The 25158-nt window shown below is 50.8% G+C and carries 19 protein-coding genes and 1 pseudogene; 9 read left to right on the top strand and 11 right to left on the bottom strand.

Translation table 11 applies throughout. The features are described from left to right. Nucleotides 1-12: 12 nt before the first annotated feature. Nucleotides 13-1530, bottom strand: coding sequence for a glycerol kinase GlpK (gene glpK / locus HA49_RS18035; protein ID WP_038015925.1), 1518 nt, complete (start codon nucleotides 1528-1530; stop codon nucleotides 13-15). Nucleotides 1531-1560: 30 nt separating this feature from the next. After that, nucleotides 1561-2412 (bottom strand): MIP/aquaporin family protein, encoded by an 852-nt coding sequence (locus HA49_RS18030; protein ID WP_038015923.1) that lies wholly within the window; start codon nucleotides 2410-2412, stop codon nucleotides 1561-1563. 422 nt (nucleotides 2413-2834) lie between these two features. On the opposite strand from HA49_RS18030, the gene zapB reads away from it, so the two are divergent. Then, nucleotides 2835-3074 (top strand): cell division protein ZapB, encoded by a 240-nt coding sequence (gene zapB / locus HA49_RS18025; RefSeq protein WP_038015920.1) that lies wholly within the window; start codon nucleotides 2835-2837, stop codon nucleotides 3072-3074. A gap of 60 nt (nucleotides 3075-3134) precedes the next feature. On the opposite strand, the gene rraA is transcribed toward zapB, so the two are convergent. From rraA to priA, 6 genes are all read right to left on the bottom strand, one after another. Further along, nucleotides 3135-3641 (bottom strand): ribonuclease E activity regulator RraA, encoded by a 507-nt coding sequence (rraA, locus tag HA49_RS18020; protein ID WP_038015918.1) that lies wholly within the window; start codon nucleotides 3639-3641, stop codon nucleotides 3135-3137. Between the two features lie 320 nt (nucleotides 3642-3961). After that, nucleotides 3962-5293, bottom strand: a complete 1332-nt coding sequence (hslU, locus tag HA49_RS18015; protein WP_038015915.1) for an ATP-dependent protease ATPase subunit HslU — start codon at nucleotides 5291-5293, stop codon at nucleotides 3962-3964. Nucleotides 5294-5304: 11 nt separating this feature from the next. Beyond that, nucleotides 5305-5835, bottom strand: a complete 531-nt coding sequence (gene hslV / locus HA49_RS18010; protein ID WP_038015913.1) for an ATP-dependent protease subunit HslV — start codon at nucleotides 5833-5835, stop codon at nucleotides 5305-5307. An 85-nt stretch (nucleotides 5836-5920) separates the two neighbouring features. Beyond that, nucleotides 5921-6997 carry a cell division protein FtsN gene (ftsN, locus tag HA49_RS18005; RefSeq protein WP_038015910.1) on the bottom strand — a complete coding sequence of 359 codons (1077 nt, stop codon included), beginning with the start codon at nucleotides 6995-6997 and terminating at the stop codon, nucleotides 5921-5923. A 158-nt stretch (nucleotides 6998-7155) separates the two neighbouring features. Continuing rightward, nucleotides 7156-8184, bottom strand: coding sequence for a DNA-binding transcriptional regulator CytR (gene cytR / locus HA49_RS18000; RefSeq protein ID WP_425427746.1), 1029 nt, complete (start codon nucleotides 8182-8184; stop codon nucleotides 7156-7158). A gap of 162 nt (nucleotides 8185-8346) precedes the next feature. Then, entirely contained in the window at nucleotides 8347-10542 is a 2196-nt protein-coding gene (gene priA / locus HA49_RS17995; protein WP_038015908.1) for a primosomal protein N', read from the bottom strand. 217 nt (nucleotides 10543-10759) lie between these two features. Here priA and rpmE point away from each other — a divergent pair, with 217 nt between their 5' ends. Continuing rightward, the gene (gene rpmE / locus HA49_RS17990) at nucleotides 10760-10972 is read left to right on the top strand and encodes a 50S ribosomal protein L31 (protein ID WP_038015905.1); all 213 of its coding nucleotides are present in this window, start codon (nucleotides 10760-10762) and stop codon (nucleotides 10970-10972) included. A gap of 109 nt (nucleotides 10973-11081) precedes the next feature. Here rpmE and metJ read toward each other — a convergent pair whose 3' ends face one another. Continuing rightward, nucleotides 11082-11399 (bottom strand): met regulon transcriptional regulator MetJ, encoded by a 318-nt coding sequence (gene metJ / locus HA49_RS17985; protein ID WP_046791907.1) that lies wholly within the window; start codon nucleotides 11397-11399, stop codon nucleotides 11082-11084. A gap of 262 nt (nucleotides 11400-11661) precedes the next feature. Here metJ and metB point away from each other — a divergent pair, with 262 nt between their 5' ends. The 3 genes from metB to metF all read left to right on the top strand — a co-directional run bounded on the left by metB (nucleotide 11662) and on the right by metF (nucleotide 16376). Further along, entirely contained in the window at nucleotides 11662-12822 is a 1161-nt protein-coding gene (gene metB, locus HA49_RS17980) for a cystathionine gamma-synthase (RefSeq protein ID WP_038016131.1), read from the top strand. 2 nt (nucleotides 12823-12824) lie between these two features. Beyond that, nucleotides 12825-15260, top strand: a complete 2436-nt coding sequence (locus tag HA49_RS17975; protein WP_038015902.1) for a bifunctional aspartate kinase/homoserine dehydrogenase II — start codon at nucleotides 12825-12827, stop codon at nucleotides 15258-15260. Between the two features lie 216 nt (nucleotides 15261-15476). Next, nucleotides 15477-16376 (top strand): methylenetetrahydrofolate reductase, encoded by a 900-nt coding sequence (gene metF, locus HA49_RS17970; RefSeq protein ID WP_038015899.1) that lies wholly within the window; start codon nucleotides 15477-15479, stop codon nucleotides 16374-16376. Between the two features lie 61 nt (nucleotides 16377-16437). Here metF and ppc read toward each other — a convergent pair whose 3' ends face one another. Together ppc and argE are read right to left on the bottom strand one after the other, a co-directional pair. Then, the gene (ppc, locus tag HA49_RS17965) at nucleotides 16438-19089 is read right to left on the bottom strand and encodes a phosphoenolpyruvate carboxylase (protein ID WP_038015897.1); all 2652 of its coding nucleotides are present in this window, start codon (nucleotides 19087-19089) and stop codon (nucleotides 16438-16440) included. Nucleotides 19090-19317: 228 nt separating this feature from the next. Beyond that, nucleotides 19318-20466, bottom strand: coding sequence for an acetylornithine deacetylase (gene argE, locus HA49_RS17960; protein ID WP_038015894.1), 1149 nt, complete (start codon nucleotides 20464-20466; stop codon nucleotides 19318-19320). A gap of 166 nt (nucleotides 20467-20632) precedes the next feature. Between argE and argC the strand changes: the two genes are divergently transcribed. The 4 genes and pseudogenes from argC (at nucleotide 20633) to argH (ending at nucleotide 25127) form a co-directional block, all read left to right on the top strand. Continuing rightward, nucleotides 20633-21637: an N-acetyl-gamma-glutamyl-phosphate reductase gene (argC, locus tag HA49_RS17955; RefSeq protein WP_038015891.1), complete on the top strand. Its 1005-nt coding sequence runs from the start codon at nucleotides 20633-20635 to the stop codon at nucleotides 21635-21637. Nucleotides 21638-21651: 14 nt separating this feature from the next. After that, nucleotides 21652-22428 carry an acetylglutamate kinase gene (gene argB, locus HA49_RS17950; protein ID WP_038015888.1) on the top strand — a complete coding sequence of 259 codons (777 nt, stop codon included), beginning with the start codon at nucleotides 21652-21654 and terminating at the stop codon, nucleotides 22426-22428. A gap of 28 nt (nucleotides 22429-22456) precedes the next feature. After that, nucleotides 22457-23669: pseudogene (locus tag HA49_RS17945) on the top strand (argininosuccinate synthase). Between the two features lie 84 nt (nucleotides 23670-23753). Then, complete coding sequence (argH, locus tag HA49_RS17940; RefSeq protein ID WP_038015882.1) at nucleotides 23754-25127, top strand: argininosuccinate lyase; 1374 nt, start codon at nucleotides 23754-23756, stop codon at nucleotides 25125-25127. The last annotated feature ends 31 nt before the right edge of the window (nucleotides 25128-25158 follow it).

Raw genomic sequence — 25158 nt, 5'->3', positions numbered from 1 at the left:
AGAGGAGATGGATTATTGTTCGTGTTCATCTTCCCAGCGCAGGGCGCGGGATACGGCTTTTTTCCAACCGGCATACCGGAAGTTACGTTCGGTCGTTTCGATTGACGGACGGAACTCGCGTTCGATAACTGATTTCGAACGGACTTCTTCCAGATCTTTCCAGAACCCAACCGCCAGACCGGCAAGATAGGCTGCTCCGAGGGCAGTCACTTCACGAACCTCCGGACGCTCAACCCGGGCGCCAAGAATATCTGACTGGAACTGCATCAGAAAATTATTCGCCACAGCACCGCCATCTACCCGTAATGACTGCAAACGAGTATTCGCATCATTCTGCATAGCTTCCAGCACATCACGGGTCTGGTAGGCAATGGATTCCAGGGTGGCACGGATAATATGGTTTGCGTTGGTACCCCGGGTCAGACCAAAGATTGCTCCGCGGGCATAGGGGTCCCAGTACGGGGCTCCCAGACCGGTAAATGCCGGTACCATATAGACACCGTTAGAATCCTTCACTTTGGTCGCGAAATATTCAGAGTCCAGTGCTTCTGAGAACAGTTTCATCTCATCGCGCAGCCATTGAATTGACGCACCACCGATGAAGACGGCGCCTTCCAGGGCGTAGTTAACTTCACCTCGTGGGCCACAGGCGATAGTGGTCAGCAGACCATGGGTAGAGGCTACCGCCTCAGTACCGGTATTCATTAACATAAAGCAGCCGGTACCATAAGTATTCTTCGCCATACCGGGCTGTACGCAGAGCTGACCATATAATGCCGCCTGCTGATCTCCGGCGATCCCTGCGATCGGTATACGGGTCCCGCCTTTACCACCGATGTTCGTCTGGCCGTAGACTTCTGAAGATGCTTTAACTTCCGGCAACATCTCACGAGGGATATCAAGGATGTCCAGCATACGGTCATCCCACTGCAGTTTGTGAATATCAAATATCATGGTACGTGAAGCATTGGTGAAGTCGGTGACATGCACACGTCCCTGAGTCATTTTCCAGACCAGCCAGGTGTCGACAGTACCAAACAACAGTTCCCCACGCTTGGCGCGTTCACGGGCGCCTTCCACATTGTCCAGAATCCATTTGATTTTGGTCCCGGAGAAGTATGGGTTAATGACCAGTCCGGTAGTTTGCTGAATATATTCCTCAAGACCTTCTTTTTTCAGTTTTGAGCAATAGTCAGCGGTACGAGGATCCTGCCACACAATAGCGTTGTACACGGGTTTGCCGGTTTTCTTATCCCAGACGATGGTGGTTTCACGCTGGTTTGTAATACCAATCGCCGCAATCTGGTCAGAACGAATATCGGCATGTGCCAGTACTTCTACCAGAGTTGAACTCTGGGTTGCCCAGATATCCATCGGGTCATGCTCAACCCAACCTGTTTTAGGATAATGTTGGGTAAATTCACGTTGTGAAACCGCGATAATATTCGCATCGTGGTCCAGTACCACCGCTCGTGAGCTGGTGGTTCCCTGGTCCAGTGCAACAATGTATTTATTTTCAGCGTTAGTCATGATCTGTTCCTGATGAATTCGTTATTAAGTTTACGCTTTATGCTGTTCTGAGCGTGACAGTGGCTGTTCTTTTTCATTCACAGGCGCAGGAAGGTTTACTGGTAAGTAGCGGCCAATGAAATTACGATAGATAAATGCACCGACGCACGCACCAATCAGTGGTCCAAAGATTGGAACCAGGAAATAAGGGATTTCCTGTCCACCGGTGAAGGCAACTTTTCCCCATCCGACCAGAGCCGTAAACATTTTCGGTCCAAAATCACGGGCTGGGTTCAGGGCAAATCCGGTCAGAGGACCTGTTGCTGCGCCAATTGCAGCGACCAGTAAACCAATCAGCAGCGGAGCTAACGGTCCACGTGGCAAGCCATTGCCGTCATCGGTCAGAGCCATAATGACTCCCATCAGGACGGCAGTAATCACTATTTCAACGAAGAATGCCTGAGGGACGCTGATTTGCGGGTTCGGATAAGTCGAAAACACTCCGGCCAGACTCAGACTATCGACGCTGCCACGGACCATCTGATGTGTCTGTTCGTAATCAATAAACAGATTATGGTAAAGCGCGTATACCAATGCTGCCGCACAAAACGCGCCGGCAGTCTGTGCGATAATATAAGGAATGATTTTACGACCTTCAAAGTTACCAAACAGGCAAAGTGCTATGGTAACGGCCGGGTTCAGGTGGGCACCGGAGATCCCTGCACTGACATAAGCACCCATGGATACTGCCAGGCCCCAGACGATACAAATTTCCCATTGCCCAAAGCTGGCACCGGCAACTTTCATTGCCGCCACGCATCCGGCACCGAAGAACAGAATTAAACCGGTACCTATAAATTCTGCGATGCACTGGCCTGTGAGCGAATTTGTCGTTTGACTCATGATGAATTCCTTAAGAGAGGTTAAATTTATCGGTGTTATGTACTCGTTCCCTGAGTCACCCGACTTTTATGTAGGGTTGATTTAAATTTATCGTTAACGAGCAAAAACGATAAATACCGAACTTGAAATTTGTGTGCCATGTCAAAAAAAATGAGCGAATTCGCGTATTTTGTTGCTGAATTGTCCTGCCGGATGATCATTTTGCTGTCTGTGACGGGTAAAAAACAACAGTCCGGAGGGGAAAGAGAGTGAGGGCGGGGCGAAAAGTGTTACAGACTGCTCCGGAATTCGCCTGGTCACTGGACTTGCGTGATCAGGCTTCATACAATCGTGTTATCGTAGCCAGCTACAGGAATTTTACAGGGCTTGTCAGGATCGTAGCTGGCACATCAACGCCTTGCGATATAGGAGAGGTTATATAAATGTCATTTGAAATGTTCGAAAAACTGGAAGCTAAAGTACAGCAGGCGATTGATACTATCACCCTGTTACAGATGGAAATTGAAGAGCTGAAAGAACAAAATAATACGCTGAAGCAGGAAGCGTTACAGGTTGCTGGTAATCATGATTCACTTACCCGTGAAAATCAGCAGTTAAAAGAAGAACAACAACAGTGGCAGGAACGCCTGCGTGCACTGCTGGGAAAAATGGATGAGGTTTGATTCTGTTACGGAATGAAACCAGAGCCGGGTGCGAGAGCACCCGGTTTGCCGCCAGAACGACTACTCGTCTTCTTCTTCGTCTTCTTCGAGCGCCAGTGGGTTTTCTGACAGGATGATGCCGGTATTATCTGCATAGAGATAATCACCCGAGAAAAAAGTGACACCGCCAAAATTCACCCTAATATCACTTTCACCAATGCCTTCACCTGCGGCACCTACAGGAATGGCCGCCATGGCCTGAATACCGATATCGAGCTCCTCCAGTTCATCAACCTGACGAACTGATCCATAAACTACAATACCTTCCCATTCACTCTGTGTTGCCAGTTGCGCCAGTTGGGCATCAATCAATGCGCGACGTACGGAACCTCCTCCGTCAACGACCAGTACCCGGCCCAGCCCGTTTTCTTCAAGTATGTCATAAAGCAGGCCATTGTCTTCGAAGCATTTGACAGTTGTTATCTGACCACCAAAAGACGTGCGTCCGCCAAAGTTAGAAAACAAAGGCTCAACTACATTCACTTCTTCATGGTAAATATCACAAAGTTCGGAGGTATCGTATTTCATAGCGGTATCATCTGTTTGCCAGAGGTGGTTAAAGTATATCGCGTTCTTTCTATGGATAGCAAAAAAGCCTCCGTTGCCACGTGGCCTGTGTTGCGGGATGAATATCTTACGGTGGCATTTATTATGACAGAAACGCCGAATCATCACTCAGAGACGGTGCTTTAACTACGGCTACCGGCATCCAGGAAAAAAACTATCAGGCCGGGGATCAGAGTAGCGAAATGCCGTGGGGAGGATATTAATCCTGGTCAAACAAAGGGGTTATCCGGCTGTCTGTCCCGGAGTGCAGACAGCCGAAAAACCCACAGCCAGACGCTCAGTTACAGGATAAAACGGCTCAGGTCTTCATCTGCAACCAGTTTGTCCAGGTGGCTGCTGACATAGTTGGCATCTATAGTCACAGATTCTCCCGGACGATCGCTGGCATCGAAAGAAATATCTTCCATCAGTTTTTCCAGCACGGTGTACAGGCGACGAGCCCCGATATTTTCAGTCGTTTCATTGACCTGCCATGCAGCTTCAGCAATCCGGCGAATACCATCTTCGCTGAACTCTACATTGACTCCTTCAGTGGCCATTAACGCTTTGTACTGTACAGTCACCGACGCGCTCGGTTCTGTCAGAATACGTTCAAAATCGTTAACCGTCAGCGCCTGCAACTCTACGCGGATAGGTAAACGACCCTGCAGTTCAGGTATCAGATCTGAAGGGCTGGCAACCTGGAATGCGCCGGAGGCAATAAACAAAATGTGGTCAGTTTTGACCATACCGTGTTTAGTCGATACCGTACAGCCTTCAACTAAAGGCAGCAAGTCACGCTGCACACCTTCCCGGGAAACATCCGGACCGGAGGACTGTCCACGCTTACAGATTTTGTCAATTTCATCAATAAAAACAATGCCATGCTGTTCAACGGCTTCGATAGCTTCCTGCTTCAGCTCTTCCGGATTCACCAGTCTGGCGGCTTCTTCTTCGATCAACAGTTTAAGTGCATCTTTGATCTTTAACTTGCGAGCTTTTTGCTTTTGTCCGCCCAGATTCTGGAACATGGACTGCAGCTGGCTGGTCATTTCTTCCATGCCAGGAGGTGCCATGATTTCAACATCCATCGGTGAGGCAGCCAGATCAATTTCAATTTCTTTGTCGTCCAGTTGCCCTTCACGCAATTTTTTACGGAAGGACTGACGGGCAGCAGAAGGTTCACTGTTTGCCTCTGGCTGGCCCCAGTTATTCTTAGCCGGAGGAATCAGTACATCAAGAATACGCTCTTCAGCCTGTTCTTCGGCTCGTGACTTGTTACGTTCGATAGCCTGACTGCGGACCATTTTTACTGCAGCGTCAGTCAAATCACGGATGATAGAATCAACTTCTTTACCGACATAACCCACTTCAGTAAATTTCGTTGCTTCAACTTTAATAAATGGCGCGTTGGCCAGTTTCGCCAGACGGCGGGCAATTTCTGTTTTACCCACCCCGGTCGGGCCTATCATCAGAATGTTTTTCGGAGTCACTTCGTGACGCAGTTCAGCTTCGAGCTGCATCCGCCGCCAGCGGTTACGCAGGGCGATAGAAACGGCACGCTTAGCACCATCCTGACCGATGATGAACTTATTCAGTTCGCTTACTATTTCGCGGGGAGTCATTTCAGACATATTAGAAATCCTTACTTGCTGGACGCCAGTTCTTCGATAGTGACGTTGTGGTTGGTGTAAATGCAAATATCACCCGCGATATCCAGTGCTTTTTCGGTAATTTCCCGGGCACTGAGTTCGCTGTTTTCCAGCAGAGCACGCGCTGCTGCCTGTGCATAAGGTCCGCCAGATCCGATAGCGATCAAATCATTTTCGGGCTGAATGACATCACCATTACCACTGATAATTAACGAGGCATGCTCGTCAGCCACCGCCAGCAGAGCTTCGAGGCGTCGTAGCATCCGGTCAGTACGCCAGTCTTTTGCCAGTTCAACTGCCGCTTTAACCAAATGCCCCTGGTGCATTTCCAGCTTACGTTCAAACAGTTCAAACAGGGTAAAGGCATCGGCAGTCCCCCCGGCAAAGCCGGCAATGACCTTGTCGTTGTACAGGCGACGTACTTTCTTTACGTTACCCTTCATTACTGTATTACCAAGAGTAGCCTGGCCGTCACCGCCAATCACTACCTGGCCATTGCGTCGAACACTTACAATCGTTGTCACGGGCCGCCCCTTTTTAGAGAAAAAAACACTCCGCGCGGTGCGCGGAGTCACATAAGGGGATATATGGGGAGGGGGGTTAAGGCTTTCAACCCCCCAGGGAGAGAGTTATACAGTTTGTATGGCCAGAACTACGAAGTTGTTTGACTACGCTGTCAACTTTAGCGCGATCTGAATAAGGCCCGATAACAACCCGATTCCAGCCACCGCCGGTAGTCGTACGGCTCTCAAAACCTTCAAAAGCCAGAGATGCACGCACTGATTCAGCCTGTTCACTGCCTTTAAAGGAACCGCACTGAATCATCCAGCGTTTTCCGGAAGCCGCTGTTGCCGCAGGCTTAGGTGCTTCCCGGGTGACCGGTGCTGGTTGGCTGGTACGGGGTGCTGCAGGTGTTGGAGCCTGAGCTGCAGGACGACGATCCACTTGCTGTTGAGCGGACTGTTGCTGAGCCTGCTGCTGTTTTTCCAGTCGCTGCTGTCTTTCTGCCTGTAGCTGCTGTTGCCGTTCAGCCTGGCGTTGTTTCTCTGCTTGTTGCTGACGCTCAAGACGTTGCTGTCTATCCAGACGCTGGCGCTCAGCTTGCTGAGCCTGCAATAGCTGCTGCTGTTGATAATCAGACTGTTGCTGATAATTCTGCGGCTGCTGGTAACTATGTTGCTGTTGATAATTCTGTTGTTGCTGTCGGGTAGCCGCCTGCTGACGCAAAGTTTGTTGTTTTTGCGCCGGAGTTTGTTCATTCCACGGAACTTCATTAAGCTGGATCGGCTGCTGACGCATATCAGCGGCCATTTGCTCCAGCAACTGACGTTGTTCATCAGTCAACTGAGTTTGTGATTTGATTTCGCCGCCTGCGGAAGGTTCAGTAGGTTGAGGCACCGTTGTCTGGCTGTTTTCCAGTTCCTTGATATATTTCCAGCGCTCTTCCGGTTTCGGAGGTAAACCATTGCCGGCATTTTTATGCGGCATCACTTCCTCTAACTCTTCCTTTTTATGATGAGCAATAAACCATAAACCACCGATAAAGGCGACCAGTACCGCGACGGCCACCACGATCATCAGTTTGGGTAGTCCTGAGCTTTTTTTGCTCTTCTTGCTTCGTGGAGAGTTCTTTTTGCGCTGCGTCCCTGTTGAACGCCCGCGGCCTACATAGTCTTTTTGTGCCACATTCGTTCCGAAAATTTATCAATCAGCCTGGCGGGCGAACCGCCCGGTTATCTATACAATGGCAATAACTGTTCCAGTTTACTCAAGGGGATGAACTTTGACCAGTAAACTCTGCCTGAGAAAATACCTGAAAATCACCGAAAGCGGAGCTAAGACTGCTATTTGGCCGGGATCAAGGTTGACTGTCGTACCTGCAGTCTGGCTTCCAGTAAACGTGAGCCACCATTAACACGCTCGCCACGAATAATTTCCATCAATAATGTCGCCGCCTCCCGGCCAATATCAAATCTGGGTTGTGTAATGGTCGTCAGCGGTGGATGGCTGTACTGGGCCGCGTCAATATCATCAAAGCCGATCACCGATAGCTGCTGCGGAACTCTGATACCCATTTTTTCGGCCTGATGTAAGACGCCTAATGCCATCCGGTCATTGTGACAAAAGATAGCCTCCGGAGGAGAAGGTAACTTCATCAGACGAATCAGAGCTTCAGCTCCAGAATCGAAGGAGAAATCGCCACGCTCCAGGTAATGAGGATTGATATCAATATTCTGTCGTTGTAGTGCCTGGATGTATCCCTGCCGTCGGTAACGACAGTGTGAAATGGTGTCGGGACCGGTAATACAGGCTATCCGGTTCAGTCCGGTATCCAGCAGATAATTCACCGCATTAAATGCCGATGTCAGATTATCGATATGTACTGTTGGGTATTCCAGGTCCGCTGAGAATTCATTAGCCATGACCAGTGGAGGCAATTGATCCCGGTGAACCAGTTTCTGCAGGGGAGGGATCTGCGATCCGAGTAATAACAGCCCGTCTATCTGGCGGGTCAGAATCCGGTCCAGAAAGCCGACTTCCTGCATATCCTGGTGAGCACAATCACCAATTAAAGCCAGATATCCTTCCGCCGCTGCCGTGACCTCAATGCCCCGAATCATCTCATGGAAAAAGGGATCACAGATATCGGGGACAAGGATGAGCAGTGTCTGAGAATCATTTCTGCGCTGATGACGAGGAAGCAGGTCCGGAGCATAACCCAGCTCACTAATCGCCTGCATTACCTTTAAACGGGCAATGGCGGAAACTTTATCCGGGGATGCCAGAGCACGCGAAACGGTTGCTGTGGAGACACCTGCTTTTTCGGCAACGTCTTTCATTGTGGCGCGGCCCGGTAGTGAATTCTGTTCCAAGACACAAACTCCGGCATTAGGTTAATCATTAACAAAGCGGTGAGCGTACACCACGGTATCCCTTATTGTTAGCAGATTATCTGTGGCTGCTGATATCAGATTTGCAATAATCCGGTTATTCAACGCTGTATTTTCGTGTTGTTACGCAAATCAGGCATTGAATCAGTTCTCGGTGGGATCGATATCCAGCGTCCATTTCACTTTTTTTAGTGCCGGCAGGGTAGAGAAAAGTGGCAGGGTATGTCGCAGTATGCGCTGCAGTTGCTTTCTTGAAGAATGTTGCACCAGTAACTGCCAGCGCCAGCGACCATTTCTTTTAGACTGTAGTGCCGGTACCGGCCCCATAATCCAACAGTGCTCATCTTTCAGTGGGCTGGCCTCCAGTAAATTACGCAGTTGTAACAGGAACTGTTCCGCCTGTTGATTATCTGAGTCTTCAGCACGGAACAGCGCATGGCTGGAAAACGGTGGCAGGCTCACCTGGCGGCGCTCCTGTAACGTCTGGCTGGCAAATGAAAAATAGCCGTTGTACAGCAGAGTATGTAACAGCGGGTGTTCCGGATGATGAGTTTGCAGCACTACCTCACCTTGTTTCCCTGCCCGCCCTGCCCGACCTGCAACCTGAACGTACAACTGAGCAAAGCGTTCGGCAGCCCTGAAATCAGCGGAAAACAGCGCACCATCGACATCCAGTAGTGCCACCAGGGTGACATCCGGGAAATGGTGGCCTTTGGCCAGCATCTGGGTACCGGCCAGAATCCGTGCACCTCCCTGATGAATGTCTTCAAGATGTTGCTCAAGAGTTCCTTTCCGACTGGTGGTATCACGGTCAACCCGGGTCACCGGAATTCCCGGAAACAGTGTTTTCAGTTGTTCTTCCAACTGCTCTGTTCCCATGCCTACCGGCATCAGATGAGTCGAGCCGCATTGCGGGCACTGATATGGCAGAGGACGCTGGCTGTCACAGTGGTGACAGCGCAACTGGCGTTGTTGTTGGTGAAAGGTATAGTAATGTTCACAACGCTGGCATTCCGCCAACCAGCCGCAATCATGACAAAGCAGAGCCGGGGCATAGCCGCGTCGGTTAAGAAACAACAGGACCTGATTATTGGCCTGAAGATGCTGGCGCATCTTATTAATCAGTACCGGGGAAAGCCCCGACTGTAAGCGGACACCTTTCAGATCGATAATTTGCTGTAACGCCGGACGGGCATTGCCCGCTCGTTTAGTCAGGGTTAACTGACGGTACTTTCCGGTACTGACATTGTGTAAGGTTTCCAACGCAGGGGTGGCTGATCCAAGCACTACCGGGATGTTTTCCTGATGAGCCCGAAAGACGGCCAGATCACGGGCATGATAACGCCAGCCTTCCTGCTGTTTATAAGAACTGTCATGTTCTTCATCAATAATAATAATACCGGGGCGGGCAAGGGGGGTGAACAGTGCCGAGCGGGTGCCAATGATAATGGCGGATTCGCCTCTGCTGGCCCGTAGCCAGACATTCAGGCGTTCACTGTCGTTCAGTGCAGAATGCAGGACATCGACCGGGGCATTAAACCGCTCCCGGAAACGGGCAATAGTCTGTGGTGTCAGGCCAATTTCCGGCACCAGTACTAATGCCTGCCGCCCTTCAGCCAGAATGTTCTCCAGCACAGTGAGATACACTTCAGTTTTCCCAGACCCCGTAATTCCCGCCAGTAGCCAGGCAGCATACTGATTATCCAGGCTTCGAATGGCACCGACAGCCGTGGCCTGTTCGGTATTCAGCCGTAAACGTTCGCCCTTAACCCGGTATTCTGAGCGCCAGTCGGTTAACGGGGGCAGAATTTCTGTCAGTTCACAGATCCCTTTTTTACGTAATGCCTGCAGGACAGCATCGTTCAAATCGTGCTGCCTGAGTTCATGGCGTTGCAGAGGTGCATGACGTAATGCGGCAAGTGCACGCTGCTGCTTCTCTGAGCGTTTCAGGCTGTCAGGTGAGGTGGATAATCCCTGCTCAGTGACAGACCATTGCCATAAGGAGGACGGTTGTGCGGGCCGTCCCTGACGGAGCTGTACCGGTAATGCATGAAAAAAGACTTCACCCACAGGGTAATGATAGTAATCTGCTGCCCAGTTGAGCAGTTTCCACAATGAATCAGGGAAGATAGTCTTATTGTCTATGACCGCATCAATGGTTTTCAGTTGTGCTTCCGGCAGCTCACTCTGTGCGGCAATGCCATGCACAATGCCTGTCATTTTTCGGGGACCAAAGGGCACACTCACCCTGCTGCCAATGACAGGTACGTCTCCTTCGGGGACGAGGTAATCAAATAGTCGGGGCAGAGGAACGGGCAGTGCAACCTTAATGACGGGCATTCAGTAACTCCGGAGGGTAAAAAGCGTAGTGTACACGGTGAAGCCCATCACCGACATGGTGAATTTATTTGCATCATGCCGGTGGGGTTCTGTATAATACAGCGCCTCTGTTGCCGCGAGTGGCTGCAGAGATACGAAAAATTCTTTTAACCGCGTGTGGTGCTGTGCAGGTTCGCCTGGCACGGAGAGCGACACGGCCTTTTACAGAGGTTCTCCCATGAAACAAGGTATTCACCCGGAATACAAAGCTGTCACCATTACCTGCTCTTGCGGTAACGTTATCAACACTCATTCTACCGTCGGCCACGATGTAAACCTGGACGTATGTGGTAAATGCCACCCGTTCTACACTGGTAAACAGCGTGTTGTTGACACCGGTGGTCGTGTTGAGCGTTTCAACAAACGTTTCAGCATCCCGGGTTCAAAATAAGTTTCCCACAGACGAGTCTGCGGATTCGGATGTAAAAAAACCCGGCATGGCCGGGTTTTTTTTACGTTTTTTACCTGAAAGAACCGTCATACTGGCGAATTTTCCGCAATCAGTATTCCCATTTGTCCGGGTCAATGCCCATTTCACGCATGATGACCTTCGCCTCTTCAGGGATCTCATCACCACGCTCTTTCCGCAAATCGTTATCGTCCGGTAAAGGTTGTCCGGTAAAAGCATGCAAAAAGGCCTCACACAACAGTTCACTGTTGGTGGCATGACGCAGGTTATTCACCTGGCGGCGCGTCCGCTCATCAGTAAGAATCTTAAGAACTTTCAGAGGGATAGAGACAGTTATTTTTTTTACCTGCTCACTTTTTTTGCCATGCTCAGCATAAGGGCTGATATATTCGGCATTCCATTCAGCCATGGGGTACCTTATTAATAAAAAGTTAACTTGCCGGGTTCAGCTAATTATGCCAGATATCTGCATTATAGTTTTGTCTCTGCTGATAAATGATGATCCAGGTAGTGACAATTGTGGCGATATTTGACTTTACCAGGTAATTTTAGCGTTTCTTGCTCTATTGCTCAATCTACACTCACAGACATTTGGATGTCTAGATGTATTGACGTCCGATTTGTGAATGTTATTCTGTGCACCTGTTCCCCTTCTCAGTGAAAATGACGTCATGACACATAAGCAAGCGACTATCGCCGTCCGCAGCGGCTTAAATGATGATGAGCAGTATGGCTGTGTAGTACCACCAATCCATCTTTCCAGTACTTATAACTTTGTGGATTTCAATCAGCCACGTACCCACGATTACTCACGCAGAGGAAATCCTACACGCGATGTTGTGCAGCAGGCGCTGGCTGAGCTGGAAGGTGGAGCCGGAGCGGTCCTGACCAATACCGGAATGTCAGCCATTTTACTGGTGACTACTGTTTTTCTTAAGCCCGGTGATTTGCTGGTCGCTCCGCATGATTGCTACGGTGGCAGTTATCGCTTATTTGACAGCCTAAGCAAACGTGGTGCTTTCAGAGTAAAATTTGTTGACCAGGGGGATCCCCGGGCGCTGGCGGAAGCGATGGCAGAAGGCCCTAAACTGGTACTGGTCGAAAGTCCCAGCAATCCGTTGTTGCGGGTCGTGGATATTGAGGGTATTTGTCGTGCGGCCAAAGCCGCCGGTGCAGTGTCGGTCGTCGACAATACCTTCCTAAGCCCTGTCTTGCAGAATCCTCTGGCTCTGGGGGCGGACCTGGTGGTGCATTCCTGTACAAAATACCTGAACGGGCACTCCGATGTGGTCGCCGGTACAGTTATTGCGAAAGACCCGGAGCTGGTGACTGAGCTGAAATGGTGGGCGAACAATATCGGGGTAACCGGTGCCGCCTTTGACAGTTACCTGTTACTGCGTGGGTTGCGTACCCTGGGACCGAGAATGGCGGCAGCACAACGCAATGCACTGGCCATTGTCGATGCGCTGAAAAAACAGCCGTTAGTGAAGAAGCTATACCATCCTTCATTGCCTGAAAATTCAGGCCATGAATTTGCCCGGCGTCAACAGCGTGGATTTGGGGCAATGTTAAGCTTTGAGCTTGATGGTGACGAGCAGACCGTCAGAACCTTCCTGAAAGCTCTGTCATTATTTACGCTGGCAGAATCCCTCGGTGGTGTGGAGAGCCTGATTTCGCATACCGCTACCATGACACATGCTGGAATGTCTCCGGAAGCACGGGCCGCGGCCGGAATTTCTGATACCTTATTAAGGGTATCAGTAGGTATCGAAGACCATGAAGATTTAGTTGCTGATCTGGAAAATGCATTTCGGGTAGTAACGAAGGGGTAAGCATGACAATTTCATCAGACTGTGGAGCGCTCGAAGTGAGGCAACTGCATAAATTCGGGGGCAGCAGCCTGGCAGATGCACGATGCTATCAGCGGGTAGCCGGGATTATGGCTGAACATAGCCAGCCTGGCGACCTGATGGTGGTTTCTGCCGCGGGAAGCACAACTAACCAACTGATTAGCTGGCTAAAGCTTAGCCAGACTGACCGCCTATCTGCCCATCAGGTGCAGCAGAATTTGCGCCGCTTTCAGACCAGTCTGATGAGTAGTCTGTTACCTGCAGCACAGGCTGACGAACTGATTCAGAAATTTGTACACGAGTTGGAACGTCTGGCTGTGTTACTGGACAGTACTATCACCGATGCCGTATATGCCGAGGTGGTAGGGCATGGTGAAATCTGGTCAGCGAGACTGATGGCTGCCCTGCTGGCTCAACAGGATATTGCTGCCAGCTGGCTCGATGCCCGTGAGTTTTTGTGTGCGGAACGTGCTGCTCAGCCGGAAGTCAGAGAAACGGAATCCAGACAACGTTTACAGTCTTTGCTGGCAGAGAGACAAGGTCAACGGGTGGTCATCACCGGTTTTATTGCCCGTAATCAGGCGGGCGAAACGGTACTGCTGGGCCGTAACGGCTCTGACTATTCCGCGACCCAAATTGGCGCGCTGGCAAGTGCAGGGCGTGTCACAATCTGGAGTGATGTCGCCGGGGTTTACAGTGCTGATCCTCGTAAAGTAAACGATGCCTGCCTACTGCCATTACTTAGGCTGGATGAGGCCAGTGAGCTTGCGCGGCTGGCGGCTCCGGTACTCCATACCCGCACTCTGCAACCGGTATCTGCCAGCGATATTGAATTACAGTTACGCTGCAGCTATCAGCCGGATGCCGGGTCTACGCGTATCGAGCGGGTGCTCGCCTCAGGAACCGGTGCCAGGATCGTCACCAGCCATGATGACGTCTGCCTGATTGAAATTGAAATATCGAAACAGCAGGATTTTGCCGCCCTGAAGAAGGAGGCTGAGCAGTTACTGGCGCGCGCGCAACTACGCCCTCTGGCCACCGGCGCTCACCCGGATCGCTTCCTGCTGCAGTTATGCTACACCGCTGAGGTGGTCGATAGTGCACTGTCTATGCTGCAAAGTAGCGGACTGCCGGTTAATGTTCGTTTGCGTAATGGCCTGGCTCTGGTGGCGATGGTGGGGGCCGGGGTAGCCCGTAACCCATTGCATGCGCATCGCTTCTGGCAACAGATTAAAGATCAGCCGGTAGAATTTGTCTGGCAGTCTGAGCAGAACATCAGTCTGGTCGCGGTCTTGCGCTCCGGGCCAACGCTGCAGCTGGTTCAGGGATTACATCAGTCACTATTCCGGGCTGAAAAACGCATCGGTCTGGTACTGTTTGGAAAAGGTAATATTGGATCACGCTGGCTGGAATTGTTTGCCAGGGAACAGGAAAACCTGTCAGACCGTACCGGGTTTGAATTTGTACTGGCTGGTGTTGCGGACAGTCAAAAAAGCCTGCTGAATTATGATGGTCTGGATGCCAGCCGTACGCTGGCATTTTTCGAAGATGAATCTGAATTTCGTGATCAGGAATCATTATTCCTGTGGATGCGGGATCATCCGTTTGATGATCTGGTAGTACTGGATGTTACCGCAGATAGTCGTATTGCCGGGCAATATCTTGATTTTGCCAGTTACGGCTTCCATGTGATCAGTGCCAATAAAGTCGCAGGTTCATCAGCTAGTGCTCACTGGCGTCAGATTCGTGATGCATTTACCCGCACCGGGCGCTACTGGCTGTATAATGCTACTGTAGGTGCGGGTTTGCCGATCAACTATGCAGTGCGTGATTTACGGGACAGCGGCGATGCTATTTTATCGCTCAGTGGTATTTTCTCCGGGACCTTATCGTGGCTGTTCCTGCAGTATGATGGAACAGTACCCTTTACCGAACTTGTGGATCAGGCCTGGCAGCAAGGGCTGACAGAGCCAGACCCACGCGTTGACCTCTCGGGTCAGGATGTCATGCGCAAGCTGGTTATTCTGGCGCGTGAAGCAGGCTATGATATCGAACCTCATCAGGTCAGGGTAGAATCACTGGTGCCGGATGATTGTGCCGGGGAGTCGATTGACCACTTTTTTGAAAATGCCGATCTGCTGAATGAACAGATGCTCCAGCGCTATGAAGCTGCCAGTGAAATGGGGTTAGTGCTGCGTTATGTCGCACGTTTTGATGCTCATGGTAAAGGGAGAGTAGGGGTTGAAGCCGTACGTGCTGATCACCCGCTGGCCGCTCTGCTGCCTTGTGATAACGTATTTGCGATTGAAAGCCGCTGGTACAGAGATAATCCCCTGATTATCCGCGGGCCGGGGGCCGGCAGAGATGTTACTGCCGGGGCGATTCAGTCAGATCTGAATCGTCTGGCACAATTGTTGTGATCCTGTCGGGCAGGGGTTCTCTCTGCCCGGACCTCCTCTGTAAACACACCTCGTTCCGGTTTATTGACAGCAGACAGGCTGTATGAAATTTCATCATCCTGACTTGCCGATAATTCAGTTGACCCTGTCGCCGGGATTCGTCATTTTGAACATCTGGACGTCTAAACGTATGGATGTGTAAATGATAATCACAGCGGTGAGTGGCGGGGTAACAGAATGAGTTTCTTTCATGCGAATCAGTACGAAGCACTTAATCAGAGCCTTTCGGAGCTAAACGGCAGGATTCATGTGTCATTTGAGTTTTTCCCGCCACGAACGCAGGAGATGGAAGATATTCTGTGGCGTTCGATCGATCGTCTCAGCATCCTTAAACCTCAGTTTGTGTCGGTCACCTATGGCGCGAATTCCGGGGAGCGGGGACGTACCCACAATATTATTAAAGGGATTAAAGAACGCACCGGGCTGGAAGCGGCTCCTCATCTGACCTGCATCGATGCGGATCGTGATGAATTACGTCACATTGCCAGAGATTACTGGCACAGTGGTATCCGTCATATTGTGGCTCTGCGCGGTGATTTGCCTGACAGCAGTGGCAAGCCCTCCATGCACGCCGCCGATCTGGTGGCACTGCTGAAAGATGTCGGCGATTTCGACATCTCTGTGGCAGCCTACCCGGAGGTTCATCCTGAGGCGAAAAGTGCGCAGGCTGATTTGCTAAACCTGAAGCGTAAGGTCGAAGCCGGAGCGGACAGGGCTATTACCCAGTTCTTTTTCGATGTTGAAAGTTATCTGCGATTTCGCGATCGCTGCGCGGCGGCAGGTATTGAGGTAGAAATTGTTCCGGGGATCTTACCAGTTAGTAATTTCAGACAGTTACAGCGTTTTTCTGCCCTGACTAATGTCCGGGTTCCTCACTGGATGAGCTCTCAGTTTGCAGGGCTGGATGACGATGCTGAAACCCGAAAACTGGTGGGGGCAAATATTGCCATGGATATGGTGAAGATTTTATCCAGGGAGGGAGTGACAGATTTTCATTTCTATACCCTGAACCGGGCTGAAATGAGCTATGCCATTTGCCACACCCTGGGTGTTCGCCCACACAGCGTAGCTGCCTGACGCAGTGATTAAAAAAGGGCACCGCAGCAGGCGCCCTTCAGTTTTCTTTCGCGGCAGCAGATTAGCCCGTATTACGCATACCTGCGGCAATCCCGGCAATAGTGACCATCAGTGCCTGTTCAACTTCAGGATTAGCCGCCTCTCCGGCTGCTTCCTGGGCGCGGGAACGATGCAGTAGTTCCGCTTGTAGCACATTCAACGGGTCAGTATAGACATTACGTAATGCAATAGATTCTGCAATCCACGGCTGGTCGGCCATCAGGTGGGCATCATTCGAAATAGTCAGTACGGTTTTTATATCTTCTGCCAGTTGATCACGTAACTGCTGACCCAGTGGCCACAGTGAAGCATCTACCAGACGATGATCATAGTATTCAGCTAACCACAGGTCTGCTTTGGCGAATACCATTTCCAGCATTCCAATGCGGGTTGAGAAGAATGGCCAGTCACGGCACATCGCTTCCAGCTCATCCTGCTGACCTTTTTCAATCGTCTTTTGCAATGCGGCACCGGCACCCAGCCAGGCGGGTAACATTAAACGGTTCTGTGTCCAGGCGAAAATCCACGGAATAGCCCGCAACGATTCCACACCACCGGTCGGACGGCGTTTCGCCGGTCTTGAACCCAGAGGTAATTTGCCCAACTCCTGTTCAGGGGTTGCTGAACGGAAATAAGGGACAAAGCTCGGGTGTTCTCTCACATAACCACGGTACATGGCACAGGAATCATCAGATAGCTGATCCATAATCTGACGCCATTGCGCTTTTGGTTCCGGCGGTGGTAGCAGGTTAGCTTCCAGAATTGCTCCGGTATAAAGTGACAGGCTGGCAATGGTGACTTCCGGCAGACCAAACTTAAAGCGGATCATCTCTCCCTGTTCTGTGACACGTAAGCCGCCTTTCAGGCTGCCCGGAGGCTGAGATAATAACGCCGCCTGGGCGGGAGCACCGCCACGACCAATCGAGCCACCGCGGCCATGGAATAAAGTCAGTGCAATACCGGCTTTTTCGCAGGTTTTAATCAGGGCGTCCTGTGCCTGGTATTGAGCCCAGCTGGCTGCCATCACTCCGGCATCTTTCGCCGAGTCAGAATAGCCAATCATGACCATCTGTTTACCCTGGATAAATCCCCGATACCAGTCGATGCTCAATAGTTGAGTCATCACATCGTTGGCATTGTTCAGGTCATCCAGTGTTTCAAACAACGGAGCGACCGGCATTGCATAACGGATTCCGGCCTCTTTCAGTAACAAATGAACGGCCAGTACATCAGAAGGAGTTTTAGCCATTGAAATGACATAAGCGGCAATAGACCCTTGCGGCACTTCAGCTGCGACACGGCAGGTTTCCAGTACTTCACGGGTATCATCGCTTGGGTCCCACTGCTGTGGCAACAACGGACGTTTAGAATTCAGTTCACGGATCAGGAAAGCCTGTTTGTCTGATTCAGACCAGCTTTCATAATCACCCAGGCCAAGATAGCGAGTAATTTCCGCTAATGCTTCAGTATGCCGGGTGCTCTCCTGACGTAAATCGATACGAACCAGCGGAACCCCGAAACATTTTATCCGGCGCAGGGTATCCAGCAACTGACCGTTAGCGATAATCCCCATGCCGCATTTCTGTAATGACTGATAGATCGCAAACAGCGGATCCCAAAGCTGGCTATTATTCACCAGCAGGTCTTTTGGCCGGGTCGGGAAATCCCCTTTGAGACGGCGTTCGAGGTAGGTCTGAGTGTTAATCAACTGACTGCGGATACGCTTGAGGATCATGCGGTAAGGTTCCAGTGCTTCCGGATCACCACACAGTTCTCTCACTTCGTCAGAACAGACTGACATCGATAGCTCGGAAATCAGGACTCCGATGTCCCGTAAAAAAAGATCAGCAGCCTTCCAGCGGCTTAGCTGGATCACATGGCGGGTGATAGGTGCAGTAACATTCGGGTTTCCGTCACGGTCGCCACCCATCCATGAGGTAAATTTCACCGGCACAAAATCTACCGGTAATTTAATACCAAAAGTCTCTTCCGCCTGTTCATTAAGCTCGCGCAGGAAGGCAGGGACACCTTCCCACAGGCTGTTTTCGACCACCGCAAAACCCCACTTGGCTTCATCGACGGGGGTCGGGCGAATTTTACGGATTTCGTCGGTATGCCAGGCCTGGGCAACCAGCTGACGTAAACGACGCAGAATACTGTTTCGTTCATAATCTGTCAGGTCACTGTGATCCAGCTGTTTCAGACAGCTGTTCACTTCAACCAGTTTATGGATCAGTGTTCGACGGGTAATTTCTGTCGGGTGTGCAGTGAGGACCAGTTCAATCGATAAGTCTTCGATGGCCTTTAGAATATCGGCCTCACTCAACCCTTTTTGCTGCTTTAAACGTTCAAAGGCTTGTTTCAGTAATTCAGGGTTATTTGCCCCCTGAGACTGATGGGAAATGGTCTGGTATTGTTCGGCGACGTTGGTCAGATTAAGAAACTGGCTGAATGCTCTGGCGACCGGTAACAATTCTTCATTAGATAAATTTTGCAGGGTAGAAAGTAGCTCCTGGCGATCGGTGTCATTGCCCGCACGGGATGATTTAGACAGTTTTCGTATGGTTTCCACCCGGTCGAGAATATTTTCTCCTAAAGCATCCTTTACAGTATCGCCCAGGAGTTTACCGAGCATACTGACATTACTTCGCATTGCGGAATATTGTTCGTTCATGTGACCCTGACACCCTTTATGGTATTTATTTGAGTTTGTTACCAGTCAAGCATAACCCTGTCTTTTATCTAGCCATGTAACACACGATTCGTCAAATGACTTGATAGTCATCAGGCATGACATAACCCATTGAATTTAATAAAATTTGATATTGTCGCTCTTTGATAAGTTATTCTTATTAAAAAGAAAAATAGCCGGGTATTTAATCAAAACAACCCGGCGTGAGCATTACAGACAAAAATGGTGAACAACACGGTCAATCAGCTGGCGGGTAGGCTGAATAAAGGCAGTATCAAGGTACTCGTCCGGTTGGTGGGCCTGCTCTATAGAGCCAGGGCCGAGCACCAGTGTCGGGCAGAGTTGCTGGATAAATGGCGCTTCAGTGCAGTAGTTTACAATTTCTGTCTCACAACCCAGTAGTTTTTCAATAACCTGAACCAGACCGTGATGACGTGGGCATTCATAGCCCGGGATTGGCGGGTGAAGATCACTGAGTGTCAGTCGCCCTGGCCAGCGCTCACTAACCGGTGCCAGACTTTCCAGTAACAGTTCGTGCAAATCATTCAGTTCCAGCCCCGGCAGAGGCCGAAGGTCCATATGTAATTCACAACAGGCACAAATACGGTTAGGGGAGTCGCCACCGTTGATCGCCCCAAAGTTCATCGTTGGGTAGGGGATAACGAATCCGTCATGGTGATATTTTTCTTTCAGAGTATTGCGCAGGCCGGTCAGATGCGTGATCGCCTCATGCATCAGTTCGATGGCATTTACTCCCCGACCCGGATCGCTGGAATGGCCGGATTGTCCCTGAATTCGGATCGCTTTAGACAGGTGGCCTTTATGGGCGCGTACCGGCTTCAGCGATGTCGGCTCGCCTATAATGGCGCAGTCGGGACGCAAATGGGTGGTGCGTGAGAAATAGCTGGCACCAGCCATGGTTGTTTCTTCGTCGGCAGTTGCCAGGATATACAACGGTTTTTTCAGCTGAGTAATATCGATGTCACGCAGTGTGTCGAGAATAAAAGCAAAGAAACCTTTCATATCTGCAGTGCCCAGACCATAGAGCTTATTGTCGCGTTCTGTCAGGGTAAAAGGATCCTGTGACCAGCGTCCTTCATCGAACGGCACCGTGTCAGTGTGGCCGGCCAGCATTAACCCGCCTGTACCGCTACCTGCACGGGCCAGCAAATTAAACTTATTACGTGTATCAGGCACTGGCTGGACTTCTGTCTGGAAACCCAGGTCGCGAAACCAGCCAGCCAGCAGATTGATTAGAGCCTCATTACTCTGATCTAAGGCGCTTTCTGTGGTACTGATAGATGGGGTGGCGATGAGCTGACGATAAAGCTCGATAAATGGCGGTAATTTTGTCTTCACTGTTGACGGTCCTTGGGTTAGGATGTATCAATATTCATGCACTTATTATGAATAAAAATACATTATGGCCTTAAGTATGTGAACTGTTTTCGCTCACGAAGGCAATCCGGAAGGCGGCAAGTACCCCTTCTGAAATATAGACTTTACGTAAAAGGTACACAGCCTGATGTTGAATACGCTGATTGTGGGCGCCAGTGGTTACGCTGGTGTTGAACTGGTCACTTACCTGAATCGCCATCCGCACATAAACATAACCGGAGTTGCGGTCTCTGCGCAAAGCCCGGATGCCGGAAAATTGTTATCTGATTTGCATCCGCAGCTGAAAGGAGTCGTGGATCTGCGGTTGCAGCCGCTGACCGATGTTGTTGAGCTGGCCAAAGGTGTCGACGTGGTGTTTCTGGCTACGGCACATGAAGTGAGTCATGATCTGGCACCACAGTTCTTAGCGCAAGGCTGTGTGGTTTTTGACCTGTCTGGTGCATGGCGGGTAAAAGATGCCAGTTTTTATACCCGTTATTACGGATTCACTCATCAGCATCCGGAACTGCTGGAAAAAGCGGTTTACGGCCTGGCAGAGTGGCAGAGTGACAGCCTGCGTGAGGCAAATCTGATTGCCGTTCCAGGTTGTTATCCGACAGCTTCTCAGTTAGCACTGCGGCCATTACTGGAAGCAGGATTGCTGAATACCGAACAGTGGCCGGTGATTAATGCCACCAGTGGCGTCAGCGGTGCCGGACGTAAAGCTTCTCTGACCACCAGTTTTTGTGAAGTCAGCCTGCAACCTTACGGCTTGTTTACGCATCGTCATCAGCCGGAAATTGCTGCTCATTTAGGCACTCAGGTTATTTTTACTCCACACCTGGGGAATTTCCCGCGCGGAATTCTGGCGACTATTACCGGTCGGTTAAAGCCGGGTGTTAGTGCAGAAGATGTGGCAAAAGCATTCCATGATGCCTATGACGATAAACCACTGGTCAGAGTGTATGACAGTGGTGTCCCTGCGTTGAAATCTGTCGTCGGTCTGCCATTCTGTGATATTGGTTTTGCTGTGCAGGGCGAACATGTGATTGTGGTCAGCGCAGAAGATAACCTGTTAAAAGGAGCTTCTTCTCAGGCCGTGCAGTGTATGAATATACGTTTCGGGTACCCTGAAACACTTTCTCTGATTTAAGTTTGGGTGTAACCATGACAAATCCATTGATCATTAAACTGGGCGGTGTTTTGCTGGATAGCGAAGAAGCCCTTGGCCGGCTGTTTGATGCCCTACTGGCGTATCGCAACAGTCACCAGCGCCCTCTGCTGATTGTCCATGGCGGTGGCTGCCTGGTCGATGAACTGATGAAGAAACTGGCTTTGCCGGTCAGTAAGAAAAATGGTTTACGTGTGACTCCGGCAGATCAGATAGATATTATCACCGGAGCACTGGCAGGGACCGCCAACAAAACCTTGTTGGCCTGGGCAAAAAAATATGGCATCAATGCTGTCGGGCTTTCACTGGGCGATGGTGGTATTGTCAATGTTGCACAGTTCGATGAAGAACTGGGGCATGTCGGGCAGGCCACACCCGGTAACCCGGCGCTGGTGAATACGTTACTGGACGCGGGGCATTTACCGGTCGTCAGCTCTATCGGGATTACCGATGATGGTTTGCTGATGAATGTGAATGCCGATCAGGCAGCGACTGCCCTGGCCGCGACGCTGGGTGCCTCCCTGGTACTGTTGTCAGATGTCAGCGGTATTCTGGATGGTAAAGGGCAGCGTATTGCAGAAATGACCACCGAAAAAGCGGAAGCTCTGATCGCTCAGGGCATCATAACCGACGGCATGATCGTTAAAGTTCATGCTGCTCTCGACGCAGCAAAAACACTGGGGCGCCCGGTCGATATCGCCAGCTGGCGGCATGCCGAGCAGCTTCCTGATTTATTTAACGGCGTGTCAATTGGCACCCGGATTCTGGCTTAACGACAAAGACTGATTCAAGGATTATACGATGCAAACTCAAGGCATAAAAAAAACTCGTTCTGGCGTACTCCGGTGGGCTTGATACCTCCGCGATTATTCCATGGCTGAAAGAGAACTATGGTTGTGAAGTTGTTGCCTTTGTCGCCAACGTGGGCCAGGACCCTGAAGATCTGGTAGGGGTGGAAAGTAAGGCTCTGCAATCCGGCGCTTCTGAGTGTCACATTGTTGATCTTCGCGAAGAATTCATTAGTGAATATGTTTATCCGGTACTACAGACCGGGGCATTGTACGAAGGTACCTACCTGCTGGGCACCTCAATGGCGCGTCCAATTATTGCAAAAGCTCAGGTTGAGTTGGCACTGAAAGTAGGCGCTGATGCGCTGTGCCACGGAGCGACAGGTAAGGGCAATGACCAGGTACGTTTTGAAAGCACCTATGCCGCATTGGCTCCGCAGCTGAAAGTGGTTGCGCCATGGCGTGAATGGGACCTGCGTTCCCGTGAAGCTCTGCTGGCTTACCTGAAAGAGCGTAATATCCCGACCACCGCGACGCTTGAAAAAATTTATAGCCGTGATGAGAATGCATGGCATATCTCTACCGAAGGTGGAGTACTGGAAAGCCCGTGGAATGCACCGAACAAAGATTGCTGGGTCTGGACGGTTGATCCTCTGGAAGCCCCTGATCAGCCAGAAGAAGTCTCTGTTACTGTTGAGAAGGGCCGGGTAGTTGCAGTAAACGGCGAAGCACTCAGTCCGTTTGAATGCCTGAATAAACTGAACACCCTGGGTGCCAAACATGGCGTTGGCCGTATCGATATCGTCGAAAACCGGCTGGTGGGTATGAAATCCCGTGGTTGCTATGAAACTCCGGGGGGCACCATCATGGTTAATGCCCTGCGTGCTGTAGAGCAGCTGGTACTGGACCGTGACAGTTTCAAATGGCGTGAGCAACTGGGCCTGGAAATGTCCTATGTAGTGTATGACGGACGCTGGTTCACCCCAATCCGTAAATCACTGCAGGCTTCTGCAGAGTCACTGGCAGAAATTGTTAACGGTGAAGTGGTTCTGCAGTTGTACAAAGGGCAGGTGACGGCCATCCGTAAAAAATCTGTCAACAGCCTGTACTCTGAAGAGTTTGCGACTTTTGGTGAAGATGACGTGTATGACCATAGTCATGCGGGTGGTTTTATCCGGTTGTATTCACTCTCTTCACGTATCCGTGCGCTGAAAGATCACAAATAAGTTCCGGTAACAGAAAGAGACCCGAATCAGGGCGGCGCTAAGGCCGCCCTGTTTTTAGAATAACCCAGTAGAGGAAGCATCATAATGGCACTGTGGGGTGGACGCTTTACGCAGGCAGCAGACCAGCGTTTTAAACAATTTAATGATTCACTGCGTTTCGATTACCGGCTGGCAGAACAGGATATTACCGGTTCTGTTGCCTGGTCAAAAGCGCTGGTCACGGTGGGTGTGCTGAGTCAGGAAGAGCAGCAGCAACTGGAGCAGGCACTCCACGAACTGCTGAGTGAAGTACAGGTCAACCCAGAACAGATTTTGCAAAGTGATGCGGAAGATATTCACAGCTGGGTCGAAGGTAAACTGATTGATAAAGTCGGTGCGCTGGGCAAAAAACTGCATACCGGTCGTAGCCGTAATGACCAGGTAGCCACTGATCTGAAACTCTGGTGTAAAGCGACAATCAGTGAGCTTCTGAACGCAGTTCGCCAGCTCCAGCAGGAACTGGTCGCGACCGCCTCGGCGAACCAGGATGCCGTGATGCCAGGTTATACTCACCTGCAACGGGCACAGCCGGTGACTTTTGCTCATTGGTGTCTGGCATATACCGAGATGCTGGCCCGCGATGAAAGCCGCCTGCAGGATGCTCTGAAACGCCTGGATGTCAGCCCGCTGGGTTGTGGAGCTTTGGCCGGTACCGCTTATGAGATTGATCGTGAACAACTGGCGGGCTGGCTTGGATTTGCATCTGCGACCCGCAACAGCCTGGATTCAGTCTCTGACCGTGACCATGTGCTGGAGCTGTTGTCTGACGCTTCTATCGGAATGGTTCACCTGTCCCGCTTCGCTGAAGACCTGATTTTCTTTAATTCCGGGGAAGCCGGATTTGTTGAACTGTCTGACAAGGTCACCTCAGGATCTTCCCTGATGCCACAGAAGAAGAACCCGGATGCGCTGGAACTGATTCGCGGTAAATGTGGCCGTGTCCAGGGGGCACTCACCGGCATGATGATGACCCTTAAAGGTTTGCCTCTGGCATACAACAAGGACATGCAGGAAGATAAAGAAGGGCTGTTCGATGCACTGGATACCTGGCTGGACTGCCTGCATATGGCTGGTCTGGTACTGGATGGTATTCAGGTCAAACGTCCGCGCTGCCAGGAGGCCGCTGAACAGGGTTACGCCAACTCAACCGAACTGGCCGACTATCTGGTGGCGAAAGGAGTACCTTTCCGCGAAGCTCACCATATTGTGGGTGAGGCCGTTGTTGCGGCTATCAGTAAAGGTGTGGCACTTGAAGCGCTGTCTCTGGATGAGTTACGGGGGTTCAGCCCGGTCATCGGAGACGATGTTTATCCGGTACTGTCTTTACAATCCTGCCTGGATAAGCGTAATGCTCGCGGTGGTGTGGCTCCGTCTCAGGTCGCTTTGGCCATCGGTGAAGCGAAACAACGCCTTGCCTGATCCCTAAAGTAAAACAGCGGACCTGAGTCCG

Origin of the sequence: Tatumella morbirosei, assembly GCF_000757425.2 — a bacterium.
In the GTDB taxonomy this organism is placed as follows: domain Bacteria; phylum Pseudomonadota; class Gammaproteobacteria; order Enterobacterales; family Enterobacteriaceae; genus Tatumella; species Tatumella morbirosei.
Note: the sequence above shows the minus strand (reverse complement) of the source record. Positions and strands in the feature narration are given on the sequence as shown.